At 41.0% G+C, this 21,351-nt stretch carries 16 protein-coding genes; 3 read left to right on the top strand and 13 right to left on the bottom strand.

What is annotated here, in order from left to right; translation table 11 throughout:
• Nucleotides 1-51: 51 nt before the first annotated feature.
• Nucleotides 52-1,119: a hypothetical protein gene (locus ACMAZF_RS07220; RefSeq protein WP_435276723.1), complete on the top strand. Its 1,068-nt coding sequence runs from the start codon at nt 52-54 to the stop codon at nt 1,117-1,119.
• 82 nt (nt 1,120-1,201) lie between these two features.
• On the opposite strand, the gene ACMAZF_RS07215 is transcribed toward ACMAZF_RS07220, so the two are convergent.
• From ACMAZF_RS07215 to ACMAZF_RS07170, 10 genes are all read right to left on the bottom strand, one after another.
• Nucleotides 1,202-4,168, bottom strand: a complete 2,967-nt coding sequence (locus ACMAZF_RS07215) for a TonB-dependent receptor (protein ID WP_435276722.1) — start codon at nt 4,166-4,168, stop codon at nt 1,202-1,204.
• A 1,113-nt stretch (nt 4,169-5,281) separates the two neighbouring features.
• Nucleotides 5,282-5,899, bottom strand: coding sequence for an FKBP-type peptidyl-prolyl cis-trans isomerase (locus ACMAZF_RS07210; protein WP_435276721.1), 618 nt, complete (start codon nt 5,897-5,899; stop codon nt 5,282-5,284).
• A gap of 16 nt (nt 5,900-5,915) precedes the next feature.
• Nucleotides 5,916-6,722: a M48 family metallopeptidase gene (locus tag ACMAZF_RS07205; RefSeq protein WP_435276720.1), complete on the bottom strand. Its 807-nt coding sequence runs from the start codon at nt 6,720-6,722 to the stop codon at nt 5,916-5,918.
• A gap of 24 nt (nt 6,723-6,746) precedes the next feature.
• Nucleotides 6,747-7,877, bottom strand: coding sequence for a molecular chaperone DnaJ (gene dnaJ / locus ACMAZF_RS07200; RefSeq protein ID WP_435276719.1), 1,131 nt, complete (start codon nt 7,875-7,877; stop codon nt 6,747-6,749).
• 210 nt (nt 7,878-8,087) lie between these two features.
• Nucleotides 8,088-10,007 (bottom strand): molecular chaperone DnaK, encoded by a 1,920-nt coding sequence (gene dnaK, locus ACMAZF_RS07195; RefSeq protein WP_435276718.1) that lies wholly within the window; start codon nt 10,005-10,007, stop codon nt 8,088-8,090.
• A gap of 653 nt (nt 10,008-10,660) precedes the next feature.
• Nucleotides 10,661-10,804, bottom strand: a complete 144-nt coding sequence (locus ACMAZF_RS07190; protein ID WP_435276717.1) for a hypothetical protein — start codon at nt 10,802-10,804, stop codon at nt 10,661-10,663.
• Between the two features lie 65 nt (nt 10,805-10,869).
• Entirely contained in the window at nt 10,870-12,675 is a 1,806-nt protein-coding gene (locus ACMAZF_RS07185; protein WP_435276716.1) for a DUF885 domain-containing protein, read from the bottom strand.
• A gap of 66 nt (nt 12,676-12,741) precedes the next feature.
• A complete protein-coding gene (locus ACMAZF_RS07180) occupies nt 12,742-14,394 on the bottom strand; it encodes a pseudouridine synthase (protein ID WP_435276715.1) in 1,653 nt (550 codons plus the stop codon).
• Nucleotides 14,395-14,444: 50 nt separating this feature from the next.
• A complete protein-coding gene (locus ACMAZF_RS07175; RefSeq protein WP_435276714.1) occupies nt 14,445-14,966 on the bottom strand; it encodes a GNAT family N-acetyltransferase in 522 nt (173 codons plus the stop codon).
• 7 nt (nt 14,967-14,973) lie between these two features.
• Nucleotides 14,974-15,543 carry a uracil-DNA glycosylase family protein gene (locus tag ACMAZF_RS07170; RefSeq protein ID WP_435276713.1) on the bottom strand — a complete coding sequence of 190 codons (570 nt, stop codon included), beginning with the start codon at nt 15,541-15,543 and terminating at the stop codon, nt 14,974-14,976.
• 188 nt (nt 15,544-15,731) lie between these two features.
• Here ACMAZF_RS07170 and ACMAZF_RS07165 point away from each other — a divergent pair, with 188 nt between their 5' ends.
• On the top strand, nt 15,732-17,390 hold the full coding sequence (locus ACMAZF_RS07165; RefSeq protein ID WP_435276712.1) for an IS1634 family transposase: 1,659 nt from the start codon (nt 15,732-15,734) through the stop codon (nt 17,388-17,390).
• On the opposite strand, the gene ACMAZF_RS07160 is transcribed toward ACMAZF_RS07165, so the two are convergent.
• The 3 genes from ACMAZF_RS07160 to ACMAZF_RS07150 form a co-directional block, all read right to left on the bottom strand.
• Complete coding sequence (locus ACMAZF_RS07160; protein WP_435276711.1) at nt 17,350-17,694, bottom strand: hypothetical protein; 345 nt, start codon at nt 17,692-17,694, stop codon at nt 17,350-17,352. The two genes, ACMAZF_RS07165 and ACMAZF_RS07160, sit on opposite strands and share 41 nt — an antisense overlap.
• Before the next feature lie 559 nt (nt 17,695-18,253).
• Nucleotides 18,254-19,771 carry a carotenoid oxygenase family protein gene (locus tag ACMAZF_RS07155; protein ID WP_435276710.1) on the bottom strand — a complete coding sequence of 506 codons (1,518 nt, stop codon included), beginning with the start codon at nt 19,769-19,771 and terminating at the stop codon, nt 18,254-18,256.
• Between the two features lie 33 nt (nt 19,772-19,804).
• Nucleotides 19,805-20,266: a DUF2141 domain-containing protein gene (locus ACMAZF_RS07150; RefSeq protein WP_435276709.1), complete on the bottom strand. Its 462-nt coding sequence runs from the start codon at nt 20,264-20,266 to the stop codon at nt 19,805-19,807.
• 243 nt (nt 20,267-20,509) lie between these two features.
• On the opposite strand from ACMAZF_RS07150, the gene ACMAZF_RS07145 reads away from it, so the two are divergent.
• Entirely contained in the window at nt 20,510-21,280 is a 771-nt protein-coding gene (locus ACMAZF_RS07145) for a LytTR family DNA-binding domain-containing protein (RefSeq protein WP_435276708.1), read from the top strand.
• Nucleotides 21,281-21,351 lie beyond the last annotated feature (71 nt).

Below are 21,351 nucleotides of genomic sequence, written 5' to 3'. Positions count from 1 at the left end.
ACCAGCGCTTTTAGCGCTGGTTTTTATTTTTCATCGAAAGAAATTAGTAGTATGCAAAACAAAATTAAATATTCTTATGTAAGCATTATTTTGCTTTCGTTATCCAACACTGTGTCAGCCGATAATAATGACTGGCGCTTTGAAACATCCTTTTCTAGTTACAGTAATAGTGAAGTCGTTTCAATAAAATCAATCGCTGATGATACATGGGAAGGCGACTATAAAGACGCAGATTCACTATTTACAACAAACAGAGCAGACATGGGTGTTGGCTATGGTAATTGGTTAGTGGGTGGCGCTATGCGCTATGACTACTTTGGCCATTTCAGCAAAGATACCGGGCGCTTCTTCTATCTTGATAAAAATGACCTGTCACAACCTGACAATACCGACCTTGATTTATTATTAGATGTCGAGCATACATTCGCTAGCGGCCCGTTTATTCAATATAACAATTCTTACAAATCATTAAATTACAGTGTAAGGCTAAATTACTGGCAGAGCGACCAAGTATTATCAGGCCGAGTCTCGGGACAGATAAATACTGCTACAGATGAAAATTATCAAGGTCAGCTAGATTTTGATTATTACTATGAAGAAGATACGATTTTTGACCGAGAAACACCAGATACTATGTATGGCGATGGCTATAGTTTAGATATTGGGCTTAATTGGCAAGCAACACCCGATCTTAATATCACATTAGATATTAAAGATATTGGTTACGCCCTCGATTGGGACCGTGTTTATCATACCCAAGCGACATTAGTTCGCGGGGAAGATAAGCAGAATAATCAAGCAAGTTTAAGTGGCATTGAAAATGACCTTGATTATAAACAGCGCTTTAATGAGCAAGTTTACCTACAGGTAGATTATCAAACCTCTTACGGTACGGTGCTCGCTGGTAACGATTACATTAACAGCACTCATCACTGGTTTACTGGATTTAAAATGCCAATATGGGGCGATTTCGCTAACGCTTCAATTAGCATTTATCCTGAAACTCGCGCAGTGAAATTTGGCTTAGACGGAAAAATGGTTGGTGTGAGTCTAGGTATCAACAAAGCAAAGTTTACCGACGCAAATACAGTAATATTAAACATGTATTTTAAGTACTAACCTACCCAATTATTGCCTATAAAAAAGCGAGTATTTCAAAGGAAATACTCGCTTTATTTTTAGATCACTAACAGGCGATTAATTAAAACTTGTAACGTGCAGTAAAGCTTACGCGACGTGGCGTTTGATAATTAATTGGCGCTTGGAAGTTAGGGTTCGGCGTTGCAGCAGTACCTGAACCAGATTCAGCCGTTTCAACAAACTCTGTAACTTCTTGGAAGTTTAAGATGTTACGAACATCAATTTTCAGGCTTAAACCTTCAATTGAAGCAGGTTTGTAGCTTAAACCAACATCTAAGTTCTTAGTCCAAGGAGTGCGGCCTTCGTCGCCACGTTGAGTCAGTTCACCATTACAGTAGTAAGATGACGCACCGTAACCTGAAAGGTTATCGTAATCTACGCCTAACTCATCTTTTAAGGCTTCTAAAGGAACGAAACCTTGACAGCTCATAGGACGACCAGATGAGATTGTCATGTTTGCAGAAATAGACACTTCATCATTTAGTTTGTATGCACCAAACACTTTTAATGTATGACGACGATCATTTGGTAATGGGCCGTATGCACCGTGTTGGAATAACGCGTTATCGATATCTTGTGTTAGACCAGCATCTTCTTGCTCGTTCGTTGAGTTAACGTAACCTTCTGAGTTACCTTCACTCTTAGCAAGCGTGTAAGACGCTTTCATGTACCAATCATCGTTCATTGGACGTTCTGCAGTTAACTCTAGTGCTTGATATTTACGCTTGTATACGTCAAGGTCAAAGTATTCTTTTGGTACGACAGTCGTTGCGTATGTACCGTTGTTTTCTAAGTCCATTGCCAGTGATACGTCACGGCCTGGATTCATTAGGAAACAATCTGCTAATGTATGGTAATCAAAGTTGTCATAACCTTTGTCTTTAGCGAAGTTGATGAATGGTTGGAAAGAACAGTAATCATCCATACCATCTTTAACTTCACGATAGATAACTTTAGCGCCAACAGTCCAATCTTCAAGTTCTTGTTGGTAACCTAAGATTAACTCATCTTGATACATTGGGTTAAGATCAGTTACCGCAACAGTGCGTGAATCAGGCGCATCTTTTGAACCACTTAATAATGTGTCGCCTAATTGTGCACCTAACTTATCTGGAGCAGAAGTTGTTGGGTTTTCATCAGCGCTATCTACCAAGAAGTATTCTTCTAGAGAATATTCGATACCAGAAGCACGAATGTTAGTGTTTGATGCAACAGGAATGTAGTAACGGCCTAACGTACCATAAACTTTATGAGTACCTTCACCGCCCATATCCCATGCGAAACCTAAACGTGGAGCAACTTGGTTAGACGCTTCAACAAATACATCACCTTGGCTGTTACTGTTTTTGAAACCTTCAGAGCGAAGCCCTAAGTAAACCATCCACTCATCGTTAACTTGCCAGTTATCTTCAATGTAGAAGGCTGTATTTTCTACTTCAAAGCTACCAGAGACAGTATTACGTTGTCTGTGACGAATGTAATCTTGACCTTCAGGAACAACAACACCGTTTACAGTTTTGCCTGAACCCGTGTGCCAGCGCCAGTAATCGCCACCAGAGAATTCAGTACCACGACGAGTTGACGTAAATTTCTCGTGATCGTAACCGATTTTAATTGTATGGTCATCCATTGCGTATTCAACGCTAAAACGAACTGATTCACGTACATCTTCGTCTGGTGCAAAGTTTGGATCAGGACGGTAGTATTGAGATTCAGCAATGCCCCAACAACCGATACGCTGTGAGCTATTTGGCGTTTCACGACGATCGTAAACCAATGGACATTCAGCACCTGGACCGATATCAGGATTACGTGCAGATAGCGTGTTATTCATTTCACCCCATAACAAGCTTGCCGTTAAATCATCAGTGATAAATCCAGTGTAGTTAACGATTGAAACGTCACCGCCAGATGTAATTTCATATGACTCACCAGCTTCACCATGCGCGCTGCCGTAACGAACGTCGTCAGCATAAGAGTATGGCGTGTATTCGTTGTCTTTCTCATTGTTGATATGAGTAACTTCTAGTAAATGATTGTCATTGATGTGCCAATCAAGTTTTACTAAATACATTGGTGAGTTATTTTTACGAACTTTACTTGTTTGACTACCAAACGTCTCTACTTCATCTTTAGTCCCTTCAAATAAACCAAAGAAAAATAATTCGTCCTGAATAACAGGGCCCGAAACGTAAGCATTGTAAGACATGTAGTCATAGCTGTTAGCTGATCGGTATGCAATATAACGATCTTTATAACCTTGCTCAGGATCTTGAGAAAGAGCATCTTTACTATCTTCGCGGAATGCAGAAGGCGTCATATAGATAGAGCCGCCACCAGACCATTCGTTCGTACCACGTTTAGTTACTAAGTTGACAACGCCACCTAGTGAACGACCGTATTCTGCACCGTAACCACCCGTTTTAACTTGTTGCTGTGCAACAGCATCATATGGAAGTGCAGCAAAAGACGTAAAGTTACGAATGTTCGTTACGTCAAAACCGTTAATGAAATAACCGTTTTCAGCAACTGAAGAACCACCAAAAGAAGCAAGATTGCCGAAACCAGAATCACCAGAAGTAGCACCAGGCGCTAAAAGAGCAACACTTGTTAGATCACGTGCAACGGGTAGTAATTCAATTTGCTCTGCGGTGAAAACAGACGTTGATTCAGCTGATGAAGTATCAATTGTTGCGAGTTGACGACCAACAATTTCAATGGCTTCTACGTTAGTAAAATCAACTGAACTACCTGTACCGATAGTTACTGTTACATTGTTAGTACGGCTACCGTTTGTTACGGTGTATTTACCAGTAGGTAGTTTAGGAAAGTTAAAACGTCCACTGTCACTTACTGTTACTGAACGAGAAAAACCTGTTGCTGGGTTTTTAATAGTAACTGTTTTGCCTTCCATCGCGCGGCCGTAAATCGAACCACTTGAGTTATCTGCAAATGCTGGCATTGCAATGCCTAACGAAACAGTAACAGCCATTGCCGTTAACGAACGCTTAAATACATTAGAGTTCATACTTCTCTCTCTGTTGATATAGTTATTGTAGTTAGAAATAGCTATGACTATTTCCCGGCGGTCAAGCTATCACCACAAAATCACGACTGCAATGCAGCGAATTTAACACCCTGACAACATAAAATATCGAAATAACAGAAAAACAGAGACTTAGTTTTCAACATCAAATTAACATGCATTTTAAGTGACTAAAAATGCAACAAAAAAAACACTGACTGGACAAAAACAACACAAAACAATAATTTAACCTATTAAACACAATGAAAACATTAAGCACACAAACCTCACAAAACCATCGTTAGCGCTACGTTTGACACAAGAAAAGACTAATAAAGTTACATTGTTTTCCTTTCATTAACAGGTTATGAGATACAAAATATGCCGTTGCCACACTGAATAAATTGGTATTATTTGAGCGATAAATTGATGGCGTTTCGTAAATTATCCATGTGTCTTTACACCTTTGTTTTGAGTAATTGACGATCTTATTTCAGCTATTAATATGGGATTTAGCAAAACGACTTTATGACGACTAACTGATACCAATTGCATTAAGTAAGTGATCTTGTTGTGCGTAGAGAAAATCAGCTAAAACAAGGCGCTCGATTGACTAATAGCTGGCTATTAGGATTGAGAGTAACGCCATTTTAGTTAATTTTAACAAGTACAAGTGGGCAAATATTTAATGCAATTGGTATGACATTAACACCCGTTGTGAACTAGGAAGTATTAATCATAAAGCACAATCACCAATCAGAATAGTAAACAACATACTTGCATCAAATAGCCAACAGTATGTACGGTACTTTGTAATAAGTGCGAGCAATGCGCCTATCGCTTAATTTGCAGCTTGTGTTACCTATGCCATGGAATACTACTAACTTACGCTACAAATAACCAAGAAGAGCGTTATTACGATAGGTTAATGATTCAAATTTTTACTTAGGGCATGTAATTTTTGATATTTGGTACAATGATTTAAGTAGAAATAACGGCTTTGTTCTGTACTGCACAGTATCTTCTTATGCTATGAAGAAATTCAAATAATACGTCAAAAATCGCCCATAAAAAAAGGAGCACTAAAGCTCCTTTAACTAATCATAACTAATTAAATTAGCTAACGATTTCTAATAATTCAACATCAAATACTAATGCGCTAAATGGAGCAATTGCACCGCCAGCACCTTGCTCACCGTAGGCTAGGTTATGTGGGATGTGTAGCTTGTATTTAGAACCAACGCTCATTAATTGTAATGCTTCAGTCCAACCAGCGATAACACCGCCAACAGGGAACTCAGCAGGTTGACCACGATCGTATGAACTGTCAAATACAGTACCGTCGATTAATGTACCGTGGTAATGAACGCGTACTGTAGATTGAGCTGTTGGCTTTTCGCCTTCGCCTTCACTAACAACTTCAAACTGAAGACCAGAAGCTACTGTAGTAACGCCTTCACGCTTAGCATTTTCTTCTAAGTATTTTTCGCCTTCAGCAGCCATTACTGTTGCTTTTTCAGCAGCAGCAGCTTGCATGCGTTCGTTGATTTCTTTAAACGCTTCGTTTAAGTCATCAACACTTACTTTACTTGCTTCTTTAGCAAATGCGTCAGCAAGACCTTGCTGAACAGCAGAAATATCAATACCGTCAAATGGGTTAGCTGCTAGTTGTTCACCCATGTTGCGGCCAACACCGTAACTTGCACGTTGTTCAATTGTTGTAAATTCAGACATACTTTTTATCTCTATTTTAAAGTTTGCAGTTTGGACGTTTGCCCGCACTGACTGCTTGAGTATATAACGCGTTAGCCGCGCTCATATTCTTTGTTAAATCGTTAATTCGGCGTTCATTCGATGGATGCGTTGATAAAAACTCCATCGGTTGGTTGCCGCCTGAGGCTTTTGCCATTGCTTGCCATAAAGACACACTAGCTTCTGGCTTAAATCCCGCTTTAGCCATCAAATCTAGACCTATCTTGTCGGACTCGCTTTCTTGTTTACGGCCAAATGGCATTGCAACGCCATATTGAGCGCCAAGACCTAGACCTTGCATATAAATTTTTTTATTTTCAATGCCTGCTAAATCAAATGCGCCGTTAGCCACTTGCATTCCCATACTAGTAAACTTATTGCGTGATAAGCGCTCATTTGAGTGATTTGCTAATACGTGTCCTACTTCATGTCCCATAACAGCCGCTAACTGATCAGCATTTTTTGCCACATTCATCAGGCCTGTATAAACACCGATGTGGCCACCTGGCAAGGCAAAGGCATTAATTTGTGGCGAGTCAAAAACGATAACTTCCCACTCATTAACGCCGTAGGAGTTATCAACACTAGCCGTGATTGCGTTAGCAATACATCCAACATAATTATTTACTCGTGGATCTGTGACGATTTTTTCCTTCTTTTTCATTTCATCAAAAGATTGTGCGCCTAGATTGCTCATATCAGCATTTGAGTACATCAATGCTTGTGTACGACCCGTTGGGCTTTTCGTCAACTGGCAGCCACCTAACAAGGTGAGTGCCGTTAAGGCAATTAGCGTCTTTTTCATCACAAGATCCCTCTAAATTTATAATTAGCTATTTAAATCGTTAAAGAAGTTTTTAACGCCATCAAAAAAACCTTCAGCCTTTGGCTTATGCGCTTTTGATGAACCATTGACTGCGGCGTCAAACTCTTTCAACAATTTACGTTGATGTTCGGTCAATTTAACCGGTGTTTCAATAACAACTTTACACATTAAATCACCCGTCGTATTACTACGTACAGATTTAACGCCTTTACCACGTAAACGATACATGCGACCCGTTTGTGTTTCAGGGCTCACTTTGAGTTTAACTTTCCCGTCAAGTGTCGGCACCTCAATATCACCACCTAATGCAGCATCAGCAAAAGTTACTGGTACTTCACAGTAAAGGTTGTTGCCATCGCGCTCAAAAATTCTATGATCACGTACTTGAACCTGAACATATAAATCACCTTTTGGTGCACCGGCTTCACCCGCTTCACCTTCACCGCTTAAACGGATACGGTCGCCAGTATCAACACCGGCAGGAATTTTAACTGATAATGTTTTGGTTTTCTCGTAACGACCTTCACCATGACACTTACGACAAGGGTCTTTAATTATTTTACCGCTTCCACGACACGTTGGACAGGTTTGTTGTACAGCGAAAAATCCTTGACGCATTTGCACTTGGCCTTGACCATGACAGGTACCACAAGTTGTCGCAGATGTGCCTTTCTTAGCGCCTGAACCATGACACTCATCACAGCTTTGTAGCGACGGTATTTGAATATCTTTGCTCACGCCTTTAACCGCTTCTTCAAGGGTTAATTCCATGTTGTAACGTAAATCTGCGCCACGAGCAGGACCACGTTGACGGCCACGACCGCCTCCGCCGCCACCGAAAATGTCGCCGAACATGTCGCCAAACATATCACCAAAATCTTGATGCCCACCACCGCCACCACGGCTTTGATCTACACCAGCATGGCCATATTGGTCATACGCAGCACGTTTATTGTCGTCACCGAGAATATCGTAGGCTTCTTGCAACTCTTTAAACTTTTCAGCAGCGCTTTCGTCATCAGGATTACGGTCCGGATGACACTTCATAGCGAGACGCTTATAGGCTTTTTTTAATTCTTTGTCAGTTGCCGACTTGGCAACGCCTAATACTTCATAATAATCACGTTTTGACATGGCTGTTTGCTTTCCACTTATTGCTTAAATCAACTAACAAATAATTAGCCGATGATATATTTATAAAATTTAAAACTATTTTGATTAATTACTACACAATAGTTAGTCAAAATAATTTTCTAATTGATACAACGACGGGCGTGAGGTTTCCCAAACGCCCGTCATGTATACCCTAGCTTAGCGAACTACGTTAGAGTATCGACAAGGATATTACTTCTTGTCGTCTTCTTTAACTTCTTCAAACTCAGCGTCAACAACATCATCTTGTGGTTGAGCTTGTTGCTCTGGCGCTTCGCCACCAGCTTGGCCAGCTTGTGCTTTAGCTTGAGCAATCTCCATTAACTTAGCCGATGCTTCCATTAATGCTTGAGTCTTAGCGTCGATAGCTTCTTTATCTTCGCCTTTGATAGCTGCTTCTAGTTCACCTAGTGCTGCTTCAATTTTCTCTTTCTCATCAGATGGTAACTCTTCACCAGCTTCTTCAACTTGCTTACGAGTCGCGTGAACCATACCGTCAGCTTGGTTACGAGCTTGAACTAATTCTTCAAATTTCGCATCTTCAGCAGCGTTAGCTTCAGCGTCAGCAACCATTTTCTCGATTTCAGCATCGTCTAGACCAGAAGACGCTTTAATGGTGATCTTTTGCTCTTGGCCAGTGTCTTTATCTTTAGCAGACACGTGTAAGATACCATCAGCATCGATATCGAAAGTTACTTCGATTTGCGGTGTACCACGCATTGCAGCACGGATACCTTCTAAGTTGAATTGACCTAGAGATTTGTTGTCGCTCGCACGCTTACGCTCACCTTGAACAACGTGAACTGTTACTGCAGATTGGTTATCTTCAGCCGTTGAGAACGTTTGCGATTGCTTAGTAGGAATCGTGCTGTTCTTAGTAATAACATTAGTCATTACACCGCCCATTGTCTCGATACCTAGAGATAATGGAGTAACATCTAGTAATAATACGTCGGTTACGTCACCAGCAAGTACACCACCTTGAACTGCAGCACCCATTGCTACTGCTTCGTCAGGGTTAACGTCTTTACGTGGCTCTTTACCGAAGAAGTCTGTTACTTTTTCTTGGACCATTGGCATACGTGTTTGACCACCAACCAAGATGACATCGTTAATATCAGAGATGCTTAAGTCAGAATCAGCTAAAGCGATTTTTAGTGGCTCAAGTGTACGTTGTACTAAATCTTCAACTAGAGATTCTAATTTAGCGCGCGTTACTTTAATGGCTAAATGCTTAGGACCCGTTGCGTCAGCTGTGATGTACGGTAAGTTAACTTCAGTTTGTTGCGTAGAAGAAAGTTCGATTTTCGCTTTCTCTGCCGCTTCTTTTAAACGTTGTAGTGCAAGTGGATCGTTGTTTAAATCGATACCTTGCTCTTTCTTGAATTCTTCTACTAAGTAGTTGATTAAACGGCTATCGAAATCTTCACCACCTAAGTGCGTGTCACCGTTAGTCGCTAATACTTCAAATGTGTGCTCGCCATCCATTTCATCGATTTCAATGATTGAAATATCGAATGTACCACCACCAAGGTCATAAACAGCAACAACATTGTCGCCAGCTTTTTTATCCATGCCGTAAGCAAGTGCAGCAGCCGTTGGCTCATTGATGATACGCTTAACTTCTAGACCTGCGATACGACCCGCATCTTTAGTTGCTTGACGTTGTGCATCATTAAAGTAAGCAGGAACTGTGATTACAGCTTCAGAAACGTCTTCACCTAAGTAATCTTCAGCTGTTTTCTTCATCTTTTTCAAGATTTCAGCAGAGATTTGTGGCGGAGCCATTTTTTTGTCTTGTGCTTCAACCCATGCATCACCATTGTCAGCTTTAACAATGTTGTAAGGCATAATTTTAACGTCACGTTGAACAACTTCGTCTTCAAAACGACGACCGATTAAACGCTTGATTGCGAATAATGTGTTGTGTGGGTTAGTTACCGCTTGACGTTTAGCTGGTGAACCAACTAATACTTCGCTTTCTGTGTAAGCGATAATAGAAGGGGTTGTACGATCGCCTTCTGCGTTCTCAATAATACGAGTTTTCTCGCCGTCTAAAACTGCAACACAAGAGTTAGTTGTACCTAGATCGATACCGATAATTTTTCCCATCGGGGTATTCTCCAAAATAATGCCAAAACAATGACTAAAATGATTAATTTAAACGCTCGAAACAACATTGCTAGCTTACGGTGCTAGTCATCAATCCCATTTTTAATGAGTCGTTTTGTTACTTAAAATTAAATATGGGGATGCAATTTGAAATGCCAAGGGGGGAAATGAAAAAAAGTTTACTTTTTTTAAGGTTTTTATCTTTTTTCTTTTCATCTAACTAGGGTCTGTTGAACTTTGTGGTTCAAATTTTGTTCAATCTAAAAGGGTTTTGGGCAAGGCATGAGGATTGATGCCTAGTTTATCTAGGTGAATGACGAATAACGCGGCACAAAATACTTTTAGATGAATCCAACTGACAGCATTTGTTTGTTATTTCTACGGCGTTATCGCCTATTCGTGTATTGCTACATGGATGTAGCTCATTAGGATAATGCAGGAGCTATTATCGAGCCAGCTACACCACATAGGCTCTGCCTTGCAGAAACCTCAAACAAATTGCTGCAAAAATGAACTCAAAAGATCAACAGACCCTAATACGCAGAGCAATTAAAACCTCAAAAATTGCTCCGAATGATTTACCCGATATAGTTATTTAATGTCACTTTCATCGGTGACTATGGCAGTAAGGACATTCTTAAAGATGTTCGCGACTACAATAAGTGAAAATATAATTGCGAAAAATGGCGTTTTAGGCGTCCCGCTAATCCAGAAAAAACGGCGGTATTAGCAATTGGGTTCATAATGGCAAAAAAGCCTAAGAAAATGGTTGCTGCTTGTGTATATAAATCGTTCATTTTAAATTCTAATTATTCAATAAATGCTATATAAAAAGGCCACACAGGATGTGTGACCTCAGTTATTATTTCGCTGTTTGCTTAGTAGCATCTTGAATGTAGGCATCAATTTGCTGCTCAAGAAAATCCAACGGTAGCGCACCATTCTTCAAAATTTGAAAGTGAAACTCGCGAATATCAAAGCCTGCACCCAATTTGTCTTCTGCTTTTTTACGTAAACGCTTTATGGTGAGTTCACCGATTTTATAAGAAAGCGCTTGTCCTGGCCAAGAAATATAGCGGTCAGTTTCTGTTTTGATATTGTGTAGTGACAACGCAGAGTTTTCTTGCATAAAGGCCATCGTTTGCTCGCGTGTCCAACCAAACATATGCATACCCGTATCAACCACTAAGCGAGCGGCACGCCACATTTCATAGGTTAGGCGACCAAATTTACTATAAGCATCTTGATAAAAGCCCATTTCTTGCCCAAGATACTCAGCATATAGCCCCCACCCTTCACCGAAAGCTGAAATGTAATGATTGCGACGATAATTAGGTACTTCTTCTAGCTCGCGATTTAGGGAAATTTGCAAATGATGCCCTGGCACGGCTTCATGCAACGTTAATGCTTCAAGCACATACAATGGACGCTTATCTAACCCATAAGTATTGACCCAGTAATAACCCGCATCTGTCTCACCATTAGCACGAATGTAGCGGCCTGTTGTATATTTAGGAGCAATTGAATCGGGTACGGGTTCAACACCATAAGGGGTTCTTGGTAACAATTTAAAGAATTTAGGTAGTTGCGCATCGGCTTTTTTAGCAATGTACGAGGCTTCTTTTAATAGCTCTTCGGCTGATTTTGCATAAAACTGATCATCAGTTCTCAAAAATTGTACAAAATCAGCAAAACTCCCTTTAAAACCTGTGCTGGCAATAACCTCATTCATTTCAGCGCGAATGCGTTTAACTTCACGTAAACCAAGTTCGTGCACTTCTTTGGCGGTCATATCTGTAGTGGTGTAATGTTTTACCCGATTTTGATAGAAGGCTTCACCATTTGGCGTGCTAGCTACACCAATTTTTGCTCGAGCATAAGGCTTGTACTTATCAACAAAAAAGTTCATATAGCCTTGATATGATGCCAATACCTTATCTTGTATCAGTTGCTTAGCTTGCTTTTTTAGCACTTCAAAGTCTCGTTGTGACATATGTGCTGGCTTGTTGGAAAAAGGACGGTAAAACTCGGATTGAGTGACATCATCAACGATAAACGCCGCAATACTATCTTCATAACCTACTAATACCGGACTTGGCTGACTAAAGCCTGTCTCAATACCGCGTTTCATCCACGCGATATTCTCATCAAAATACCGTGGCACCGCGGCTAAACGCTTAAGATATAGTTGATAGTCTTCCGCCGTTTTAAAACTGCTATTAGACACCATAAAAGATAGCGCCGAATGAAAACCAAACTCTGAGGTGAACGGCATAAAATGGGCGTTAAATCGATATTCATCAACGGCATTAGCCACTTGCGAGCTAATTATGGCGTGATTAATTTGATCTTGCTCGCTAAGTGACGCGACATCAATCGCCGCTAATAGTTTTTGAAATACTGTATTTTTTTGATAATTAGCGTCTAAAAACGTTGGTGATAGATTCGGTAAGAAATAACCATTGACGCCTTCTTTGTTTGAATACACATCGATACTTTTTCGATAATCAACAATCTGCTGTGAAACAACATTAAAGTTTTTTTCACTCTGACTAACGACAGCTACCGCTGATTGAGCAGTACTATTGCTATCGACTGTAGTTTGGCAACCCGTTAGCATCATTCCTGCCAATGTTGTAGCCAGTAGTGTTTGTGATAAATGAGTCATATTCCATTCCGTTATTATAATTTTTATAGGCTATATAATTGTCACAAAGCCCGTATCAATCAACTATTAAAAAGGCGCTGACACTTCAAATACCATTGGCTGTCTAGTCAGCGGATGATTAAACTCAATTCGCTGCGCGTGTAGCATCAATCGTTCATCGCTCTTGCCATATAAATCATCACCAACCATTGCAACATTTAGACCTTGGTGATGAGCGCAATGCACTCGTAGTTGATGAGTTCGGCCTGTAACAGGCGATAAGTTGAGCCACGTTCGGCCCTCTTCTTGCTTAGCAATTTGCCATTTAGTGTGGGCTGGCTTGCCTTCAATTGAACACACTTTTTGGCGCGGCCTGTCATCAAAATCGTTGCATAAAGGCAAGTTTATTTCACCTGCTTCTCCCAACTCAGCGCCCAAGATGCCATCAACAATAGCAACATATTGTTTGTGAACGATGCGCTTTATAAACTGATGCTGAAAGTTTTTTTGCGCTCGTTCGTTTAATGCGATTAGCATTAGTCCCGACGTTGCCATATCCAAACGATGAACAATCAAACCACCGCGTGAGTTGGGGTACATCGCATGAATGCGAGTTTTCACACTATCTTGCACATGGCGTCCCGGCACTGATAACAAACCCGATGGTTTATTAATAACCAAAAACGATTCTTCTTCATGCACAATATCGATATCAGCTGAAACATTGCCAAGTTGTTGCAACGGATCGTCATCTACCTCAAGTCCTTGCAACATGTAATTTAAAATAGGCTGGCATTTACCGATACACGCTGGATACATCTGCTTGTGTTGACGTACTTGCGAATCAGGCGCTTTTCCCCACCAAAATTCGCTCAGCGCAATAGGCGTAAGCTTCATCTGATAGGCCGTTTGTAACAGCTTTGGCGCTGCACAATCTCCAGAGCCTGACGGCGGTACGCGCTGCGCTGTCGTTACAAACAGCTCGTTCATATCACGCGTTTCGTCGTTAGCATTAAGCAGCTGATACTTAGCAAATAAATACTGCTGTAAATCATTTGACCGTTGCTTGCGAGATTCTTTTAGTTGATTTAGCTCGTCCACCAGCACACTGTATTGCTGCTGTAACTCAGCCAGCGTTTTTTGCGCCGTAAGCTTTAAATCCCGTAGTGTGTTTTTGTCATCAACACTTTGCTGCGCGAGTGCTTTTACCAAGTCTTCATTGGCGTTGGCACGCTGCGCCTTACGCGCTTTGCGATTAATCGCCATTTGCGCTTGCCACACGCTGATTTGCTCAGAAAAATATTGTTCAGCGTCTTTGATTTTTGTGGCCAGTTGTTCAATAAAAGGGTTAGCTTCTTTGCGCGTAATATCACTATTCATCTCGTTAATAGCGACTTGCTCAGCGGCGCTTTGTTCATCACCGCCAAGACTTATCATCGGACAAAAGCCATCATTGAGCGTTGAGTGCTCTGGCTTTAGCGTTTGTCCTGAATAAGCCGTCAAAAAGCCAAGCTCTCCCTGATTATCTCGCACCACCAGCACGCCGAACATTTTTCCGTCGTTATCAAAATCATGCAGTAAGTTGCCGTCACCTGATAACCACTGTTGTAGCTGGTCGCTCGCAACAATGGCTAGAGGGTGAGGCTGATAGAAAAAGGGAAAGGTAAACTTATCAGGAAGACTGATATCACCTACATCGCGGGAAAAAAGGTGAAATAGCGATGAAGACAGGCTGTTCAAGGGACGATACTCAATTGGGATGATAAAACGCAATCATACCAATTCGCCGATTAGGGCGCTAGCTCGACGCGATAAACCAACAAATCTTGCATTTGACCATCAAGCTCAAAATAGTCAGTGATAGTAGAGACATAGATAGCCCCCGCTTTCTTAGCAATAGTAATGCTGGCGATGTTTTTTGATAAACAATGAAACTCCAACGCATTAATACCAAAATCATCGCGATGCGCTGCTAAATAATCCACACAACGAGAAATAGCGCCGTGGCCATGTGCATGTTCACTGAGCCAATAACCAAGTTCCGCACAGCCATTGTCATCGATTGATTTTATGGCAAAAACACCGCTAATTTCATCATTAACATATACTCCGAACCATTGTCCCTCTGGTAATTCACTGTTAGCACGCTCATCGATATAACGGCGACAACTCGCTTCATCAACCACATCTTTAACCCAATATAAATAAGTCGCGAGCATTAAACGGTTGGCTTCAATTCGCCTGAAAAGAGCTGGAGCGTCACTTATCAATAGCGGCTTTAACGCTAAACTGTCAGATAATTGGATAGTCATAAATCGCTTATAGAATTTCTTGGACACGCTGTTTTAACGCAGGAACCACTTCGGCGTCAAACCACGGATTGCGTTTGAGCCAAATGTTATTACGCGGACTAGGATGAGGCAATATTAATTGCTGTGGCCAGTGTTCGCGCCACGCCTTGACGGCATCTGTTACCGACTTAGCAGCATCAGACGCGTGATAGGCCTTGGCGTATTGCCCGAGAATAATGACAAGTTCTAAGGATTCAAACTTCGCCATAAGCTCATCACGCCAAGTTTGAGCACAAATTTTAGGCGGCGCTAAATCACCGGACTTTCCTGAGCCAGGAAAACAAAACGCCATAGGTAAAATTGCAAACTGTTTTACATCGTAAAACGTTGCTTTATCAACCCCTAGCCAATCGCGCAATCTGTCGCCACTGGCATCATCAAACGGAATGCCAGATTCATGAACTTTTCGCCCGGGCGCTTGGCCTGCAATTAAGATTTTTGCATTAGGATCAAACTGCAATACAGGCCGCACGCCATGAGGAAACTTATCCTCACACAGACGGCAGTCACGAATATTGTCAACTAACACATTTTTCATCTTTAGCGGTTACTCACGATTTATTACGCCAATTCTTTGGTAAATGATAGGTGCCAAATAACCAATCAAAAATAGGAATAGTAGACATTGATCAGAGCAAAATCAAAAATTTGGATTTAATTTAACCGATAATTTGTTACTGATTTTTCGGCTATTTGATATAATACCGCCTCAACTTTGAGGTATATATGAATTTAAAAATCAAACGGTTAGATCATCACGGCATAGTCGCAGGTGTAATTGAAGACTTACAAATAGTCCCCTTATTGGATCAATATTTACCTCAGGATGAAAAGCAAGAAATTACACCTGGTGAAGCGGTTAAAGGCATGATTATGAATGGACTTGGTTTTGCAAACCGTCCTTTATCTCTCAGTCCCCAATTTTTTACTAACTTACCGCTTGAGCATTTATTTCGAGAAGGTGTAAAAGCCGAGCACTTTAATCGTCACAAATTAGGCCGCACACTAGACCAGTGTTTTGATTTTGGCTGCGAAAGTCTATTTTCACTGGTGTCTCAGCAAGCTTGCGAGCTAGAAAGTGTAGACAAAAAATTTAACTCACTCGATACAACCAGCCATTCTTTAACGGGAGAATACGCTTTTGACGATGAAGACAGTGATGACAATGTTATTAAAATCACTCATGGTTACAGTAAAGCTCACCGCCCTGATTTAAAGCAAGTGGTACAAGAAATCATTGTCAGTCAAGATGGTGGCGTTCCTCTCGCCTGTAAAAACTGGGATGGCAATAGTGCTGATACCGCTATTTTTAAGGCAAGGAGCAAAGCACTTGTTAGCGAATTCAAAAAAAGCGCAGCGCCTAAATATCTTGTGGCCGACTGTAAGCTTTATCATAAGGCTAATGCCGAATTTTTATCTCTGGTAAAATTTCTCACGCTTATTCCTTCAACGATAGCGCTAGAGAAAGAATTAATCGCAGAATCAATAGCTGACGAACAATGGGTGAAAATAAATGCTAACTATCAATATGTTGTAAAAAAAGTCGAGCATATGGAGATCAAGCAGCGATGGATTGTGATTTACTCAAGTGCCGCTAATCATCGAGCTGCTAAAACGATCACACGGCAAGTTGAACGAGCAAAAGTTAAGGTAGAAAAAGAGCTGTTTCATCTACAAGCGCAACGCTTTGCTTGTAAAACTGATGCGCAACGAGCAGCGGATAAAATAGGAAAAAAACTGAAATATCATCAAATAAGCGACACTCAATATATAGAGCATAAAGTTTATGAAGGTAAAGGCCGCCCGAAAAAGGATGCTGAAGTTAAGCGTATAGAGTGGCAAGTAAACGCTGAAATTGAAGAAAACACGATCGCAATCAAGCAGGCTGTTGAGCAAAAATCTTGCTTCATTCTAGCAACAAATATTGATGAAGAAGAACTTTCACCTGAAGAAATATTAAAACATTACAAGGCGCAATCGGAAGTTGAGAGAGGCTTTAGATTTTTAAAAGATCCCTTGTTTTTTGTCTCTTCGTTATTTATAAAAAAGCCAAGCAGAATCGATGCTCTGTTGATGGTAATGACATTGTCATTACTTGTATATTCTATTGCACAACGACGAATGCGAGCGAATATGAAAAAAGTTGAAGCGACAATTCCAAACCAAATAAATCAAGAAACGGCCGCCCCCACATTGCGCTGGGTGTTTCAGTGTTTTGATGGTATCAATTTACTTCAACAAGGTGATGATTATATTTACGATCAAACCTACTTAGATGGCCTGACCGAACTCAGGCAAAAGATAGTAAACCTTATTGGTGGGCATGCCATGCACTTATACAAAATCAAAAAAGTGACCTGGGGGTCTGATCAATGTGTGGAATAGTAATATTAAAATTCTTTTCAGTCATTAAATCGCGCTTATGATGCTCAACATGCAATTGACGCAGCTCGCGCCAAATTGGCGTGCGTTCAACAAAACTGCCCGCAGGTAGATGATAAGAAAAGTGCATCACTTCATAAAGCAGGTAACCACTAATCGCTGCTGCACCATATAAATAAGCTACATTATCAGTCGCTATTTGCATCAATAGCCAGCCGCCGGAAACGACTAAACCAGCGATAAAGGCAATAATGAGATATCCAGGAAACAACACCACGCGCCAATCACGCACCGATTGATATGGCATAGCATGCTCTAGAAAAAAACTATGATGATCACCACTATGACGTTGATAAAAAAGTTTTCCATATTTCGTTTTGCGATGACCAAGCCAACGGTGAGCGTAATACCATTAATTGCATTAAATATTTGCCCACTTGTACTTGTTAAAATTAACTAAAATGGCGTTGCTCTCAGTCCTAATAGCCAGCTATTAGTCAATCGAGCGCCTTGTTTTAGCTGATTTTCTCTACGCACAACAAGATCACTTACTTAATGCAATTGGTATAATACTCTGCAAAATTCACAGCCAACATAGTTCAGGGAAATATCGTCCATTCACGCCAACTGGCATTATCGGAGTTAAGTAGACAGTAAACAATCACACTGACGCCTACCAACAGCACAAATACCATATGTAACCAGCCAGAATAGGAAGGAGAAATAGCTGCGCGATACTTCTCCCGAAATTTTTCCATCGCTTGAGGAGTCATAATATTGCTCTTTTATAATTATTATGGCTCCTAGTTAAACTAATGTTTAAATTAAAAGCAATAGCTTTCAAGTAATTAGCTTTGTCGCAACAACTAAGCAGGTATGAAATTGCCATGGAAACCTAACGGCAGATGATAAGGCAGCCACGCACGCCCCATTGGCCCCGCACTTAAATTTTCTGCTTCAAAGACGTTGATACAGGTACGTTTACTCGGTACATGAAGCGCCGTACCAATCACATAATCGCGTTTTTCGCGTCCATTTAATGAAATAGGCACATGCTCTTCTACTAAAAATTCTGAGCCATAGCGATATTTTTCCTGCTTGCCTGTTGTGGTATCGATACGCGATACCGATTCACTCCACAACGCATCGTCAGACGACGACAGATGATACAAATGCTTGTTTTTAATTCCAGTTAAATTCGGCAATATCCGTGGGAATTCACTATTGATATTGGTACTGGTAATCTCCACTCTTCCATTAGTATTCAAGCGGATAAACACCGATTGTGAACGGGTGTTAATCGCCGCTTTACCTATCATCAGGCGCGAAAGTTTATGCAGCGCGTCAGCGTCTTGGTATAAACACGCATCGAAACAAATAGTGCCATCGCTCTGCGTCCATGCATTACCAAAATGAAATACAAAAGCTGGCGGTAGTTGGTACTCTCTAACCTGTTGCAAGGTGTTTTTGTCCAGAACCAACACGCGCATTGGCAGGTTTTTATTAAATTTTATGCGCTCAAAATAACCTTCATCCGATGACGACTGCACTAGCGACGGCAGCACTAACAACACGTATTTTTCTGTGATCAAAAAATCGTGTAACATGCCGCCTTGGTAATTAGCATTAATCAAGCTGACATTTTTCATCACGCCACTAGCACCAAGGTGATATACCGCAATACGCCCTGAATTGTGTAGACCAAAGTTAAAAATATCACCGTTGCCATCAATTTTCGGATGAGCAGAGAACGGCAACCCTTTGAGCCTATTGCCATAGCGAGAATACTCGCCCAAATTAACTAAACCTTGAAAATCCAAACTCTCTGGATTAACCCGCGCTGGCGAACCAGCTTCCCATAACGTCCATAAATCATCACCCACCGCAATCACATTGGTATTGGCAGTATTAACGGTATCGTTATCAACAACGGCTAGTGAATTAGGAATTTTGGTATCGGGCGCGGAATACAAGAACTTCCCCGCTAGCTGCTCTTGTTGAAACTTAGGCGTTTGCACGAATTTACCACGGTGATACACCTTGCCATCGGCAAATTTGAACTGCTGTAACATACCATCACCTTCAAATAGATGCTGATAACGGATATCACCGCGTTCAAGCTTTGCAGGTCCATTGCGAAACAAACTACCCTGTAACGCTTTTGGAATAGTGCCTTCCACGTCCATTTGTTTAAGTGCAAAATTCTTATTAACGTCCTTAAAACCAATTAAGCGCTGATCATTTGCCAAGGCATCGTTAAACATCGATTTATAATTCAAGACTGTCGGCGCGGGCGCTGCGCCGAGCTTAAGTGACATCGGCAGAGTCGATGCCGCGCCAACTGCACCTAACGATTGAATAAAGTGACGACGAGATAATTGCATGTTGTTTTCCTTCTAAAATTCGTTTACTGGTAGCTATTTGCTGTAAATAACACTTGAGCTGTTTATAACATCGCTAGTCACTGTGAATTTTGCAGCATCAAAGCCCACTGGCCCATAACTTGGCTTGGCATCATTTGAAAAACCAATACCCTCAATAGGGCTACCAAACAAGTTAAGGTCAAGCTTGTCATTGCCATTTTCATCGTGGAAATAGCGCACTGCGTAATCACCTTGGGGTAAAGCATCAAAGGTCACGGTGACTTCATCACCATCGACCGCGACAATAGTCGATGCATGCGCTTTGTTCTTTTTATAATTCTCAACGCCATTAAATAAGGCGACATACATTTTTCCTTGTTTAGCTTTTACATCTGTCATTGAGAATGTCAGTTGGTAGTGCTCTGACGCCTGCGGTGTCAATGCCAAAACAGGTAGCGAAATAAAAGAAGTGAATACAGCCGCTGCCATGAATGTGCCGAGTGATTTAGTAAACATTGTGATTCTCCAAGTAATTTTAGTTTTAAGTTAACGCCCTAAAAGTGTTCATTGCGCTGCTTGAGAAAAACGATAAAATAGCCTGCGAAACAACAACAGCGACTTTTCGTAAAGTGAGTTCAATTATTCGCAAAAGACGCAAAAAAGGATGATGTGCAATTGGCGAATCGTGAAATACACAATAAAAATCAATTACTTTTATCACAATTAAAATCTAAACGATTTGTTAGGGGCTTGGCCTCGATGGTAATTGCAGGCCTTATTATTGGCCTACTCGCCCCCTTTGGCATGGTCAATATCCCCGTCACTGTAGCGCTTAGTTTTTGGATAGTTATCTGTGTGGTTGGTTACGCCGTTTACTCACCGCTGATCAATGCCTGCGATATCTTATTGGATGAAAAAATTAGCGCTCGCTGGCTCAGAATCTCTCTTGGTGCGTTCAGTGCAAGCTTGTTGATGAGTTTAATTATCCCAGTGGTAAGCAATGCATTTTTTGATATTAATACCGATTACTGGTCACAGGTTGGCGCGGCATTTTTCCAAACGGCAATCATCGGTGGCGTGATTTCAGCAATTAGTTTAATGGCACAGCTAATTAATCAACAAAAAGCGCAGTTACAACAATCACAACACGAATTAGCAGAACAAGCTCAAGCCGCCGAACAAGCAAAGCAACATACAGATAAACTCACTGGTAAACAGCTAACTCAATTGATGGATAAAGTGCCGCTAGACAAACGCGGTCAATTGCTGTGCTTAGAAATGGACGATCACTACCTCAATATTCACACTGACAAAGGCACGCACATGGCACTCATGCGTTTTAAAGATGCCTTAGCGTTATTAGAAGATTGTGATGGCCTGCAAACTCATCGCTCGTGGTGGGTCGCAACAAACGCCATTGTAGGCGTTGAGAAAGACGGTCGTAAAACTTTGTTACGATTATCCAATGATGTATTAGTGCCTGTCTCGCGTACGTTTCAGACGAAGGTGAATCAATTACACCTGAACTAAGTATTTATTTTGTCGATAACATGGGCTAAATTCAGCCTTTAAAAATAATAATAAAAAATCGTTAAAAGGAT

Origin of the sequence: Psychrobium sp. nBUS_13 (assembly GCF_051201665.1) — a bacterium.
Lineage (GTDB): Bacteria > Pseudomonadota > Gammaproteobacteria > Enterobacterales > Psychrobiaceae > Psychrobium.
This window is presented reverse-complemented; position numbering and strand designations above follow the sequence as displayed.

Bases quoted from the DNA above. Each gene is read 5' to 3' on its own strand.
- ACMAZF_RS07220 (WP_435276723.1), top strand. From the start codon at position 52: ATGCAAAACAAAATTAAATATTCTTATGTAAGCATTATTTTGCTTTCG.
- ACMAZF_RS07215 (WP_435276722.1), bottom strand. From the start codon at position 4,168: ATGAACTCTAATGTATTTAAGCGTTCGTTAACGGCAATGGCTGTTACT.
- ACMAZF_RS07210 (WP_435276721.1), bottom strand. From the start codon at position 5,899: ATGTCTGAATTTACAACAATTGAACAACGTGCAAGTTACGGTGTTGGC.
- ACMAZF_RS07205 (WP_435276720.1), bottom strand. From the start codon at position 6,722: ATGAAAAAGACGCTAATTGCCTTAACGGCACTCACCTTGTTAGGTGGC.
- dnaJ (WP_435276719.1), bottom strand. From the start codon at position 7,877: ATGTCAAAACGTGATTATTATGAAGTATTAGGCGTTGCCAAGTCGGCA.
- dnaK (WP_435276718.1), bottom strand. From the start codon at position 10,007: ATGGGAAAAATTATCGGTATCGATCTAGGTACAACTAACTCTTGTGTT.
- ACMAZF_RS07190 (WP_435276717.1), bottom strand. From the start codon at position 10,804: ATGAACGATTTATATACACAAGCAGCAACCATTTTCTTAGGCTTTTTT.
- ACMAZF_RS07185 (WP_435276716.1), bottom strand. From the start codon at position 12,675: ATGACTCATTTATCACAAACACTACTGGCTACAACATTGGCAGGAATG.
- ACMAZF_RS07175 (WP_435276714.1), bottom strand. From the start codon at position 14,966: ATGACTATCCAATTATCTGACAGTTTAGCGTTAAAGCCGCTATTGATA.
- ACMAZF_RS07170 (WP_435276713.1), bottom strand. From the start codon at position 15,543: ATGAAAAATGTGTTAGTTGACAATATTCGTGACTGCCGTCTGTGTGAG.
- ACMAZF_RS07165 (WP_435276712.1), top strand. From the start codon at position 15,732: ATGAATTTAAAAATCAAACGGTTAGATCATCACGGCATAGTCGCAGGT.
- ACMAZF_RS07160 (WP_435276711.1), bottom strand. From the start codon at position 17,694: ATGCCATATCAATCGGTGCGTGATTGGCGCGTGGTGTTGTTTCCTGGA.
- ACMAZF_RS07155 (WP_435276710.1), bottom strand. From the start codon at position 19,771: ATGCAATTATCTCGTCGTCACTTTATTCAATCGTTAGGTGCAGTTGGC.
- ACMAZF_RS07150 (WP_435276709.1), bottom strand. From the start codon at position 20,266: ATGTTTACTAAATCACTCGGCACATTCATGGCAGCGGCTGTATTCACT.
- ACMAZF_RS07145 (WP_435276708.1), top strand. From the start codon at position 20,510: ATGGTAATTGCAGGCCTTATTATTGGCCTACTCGCCCCCTTTGGCATG.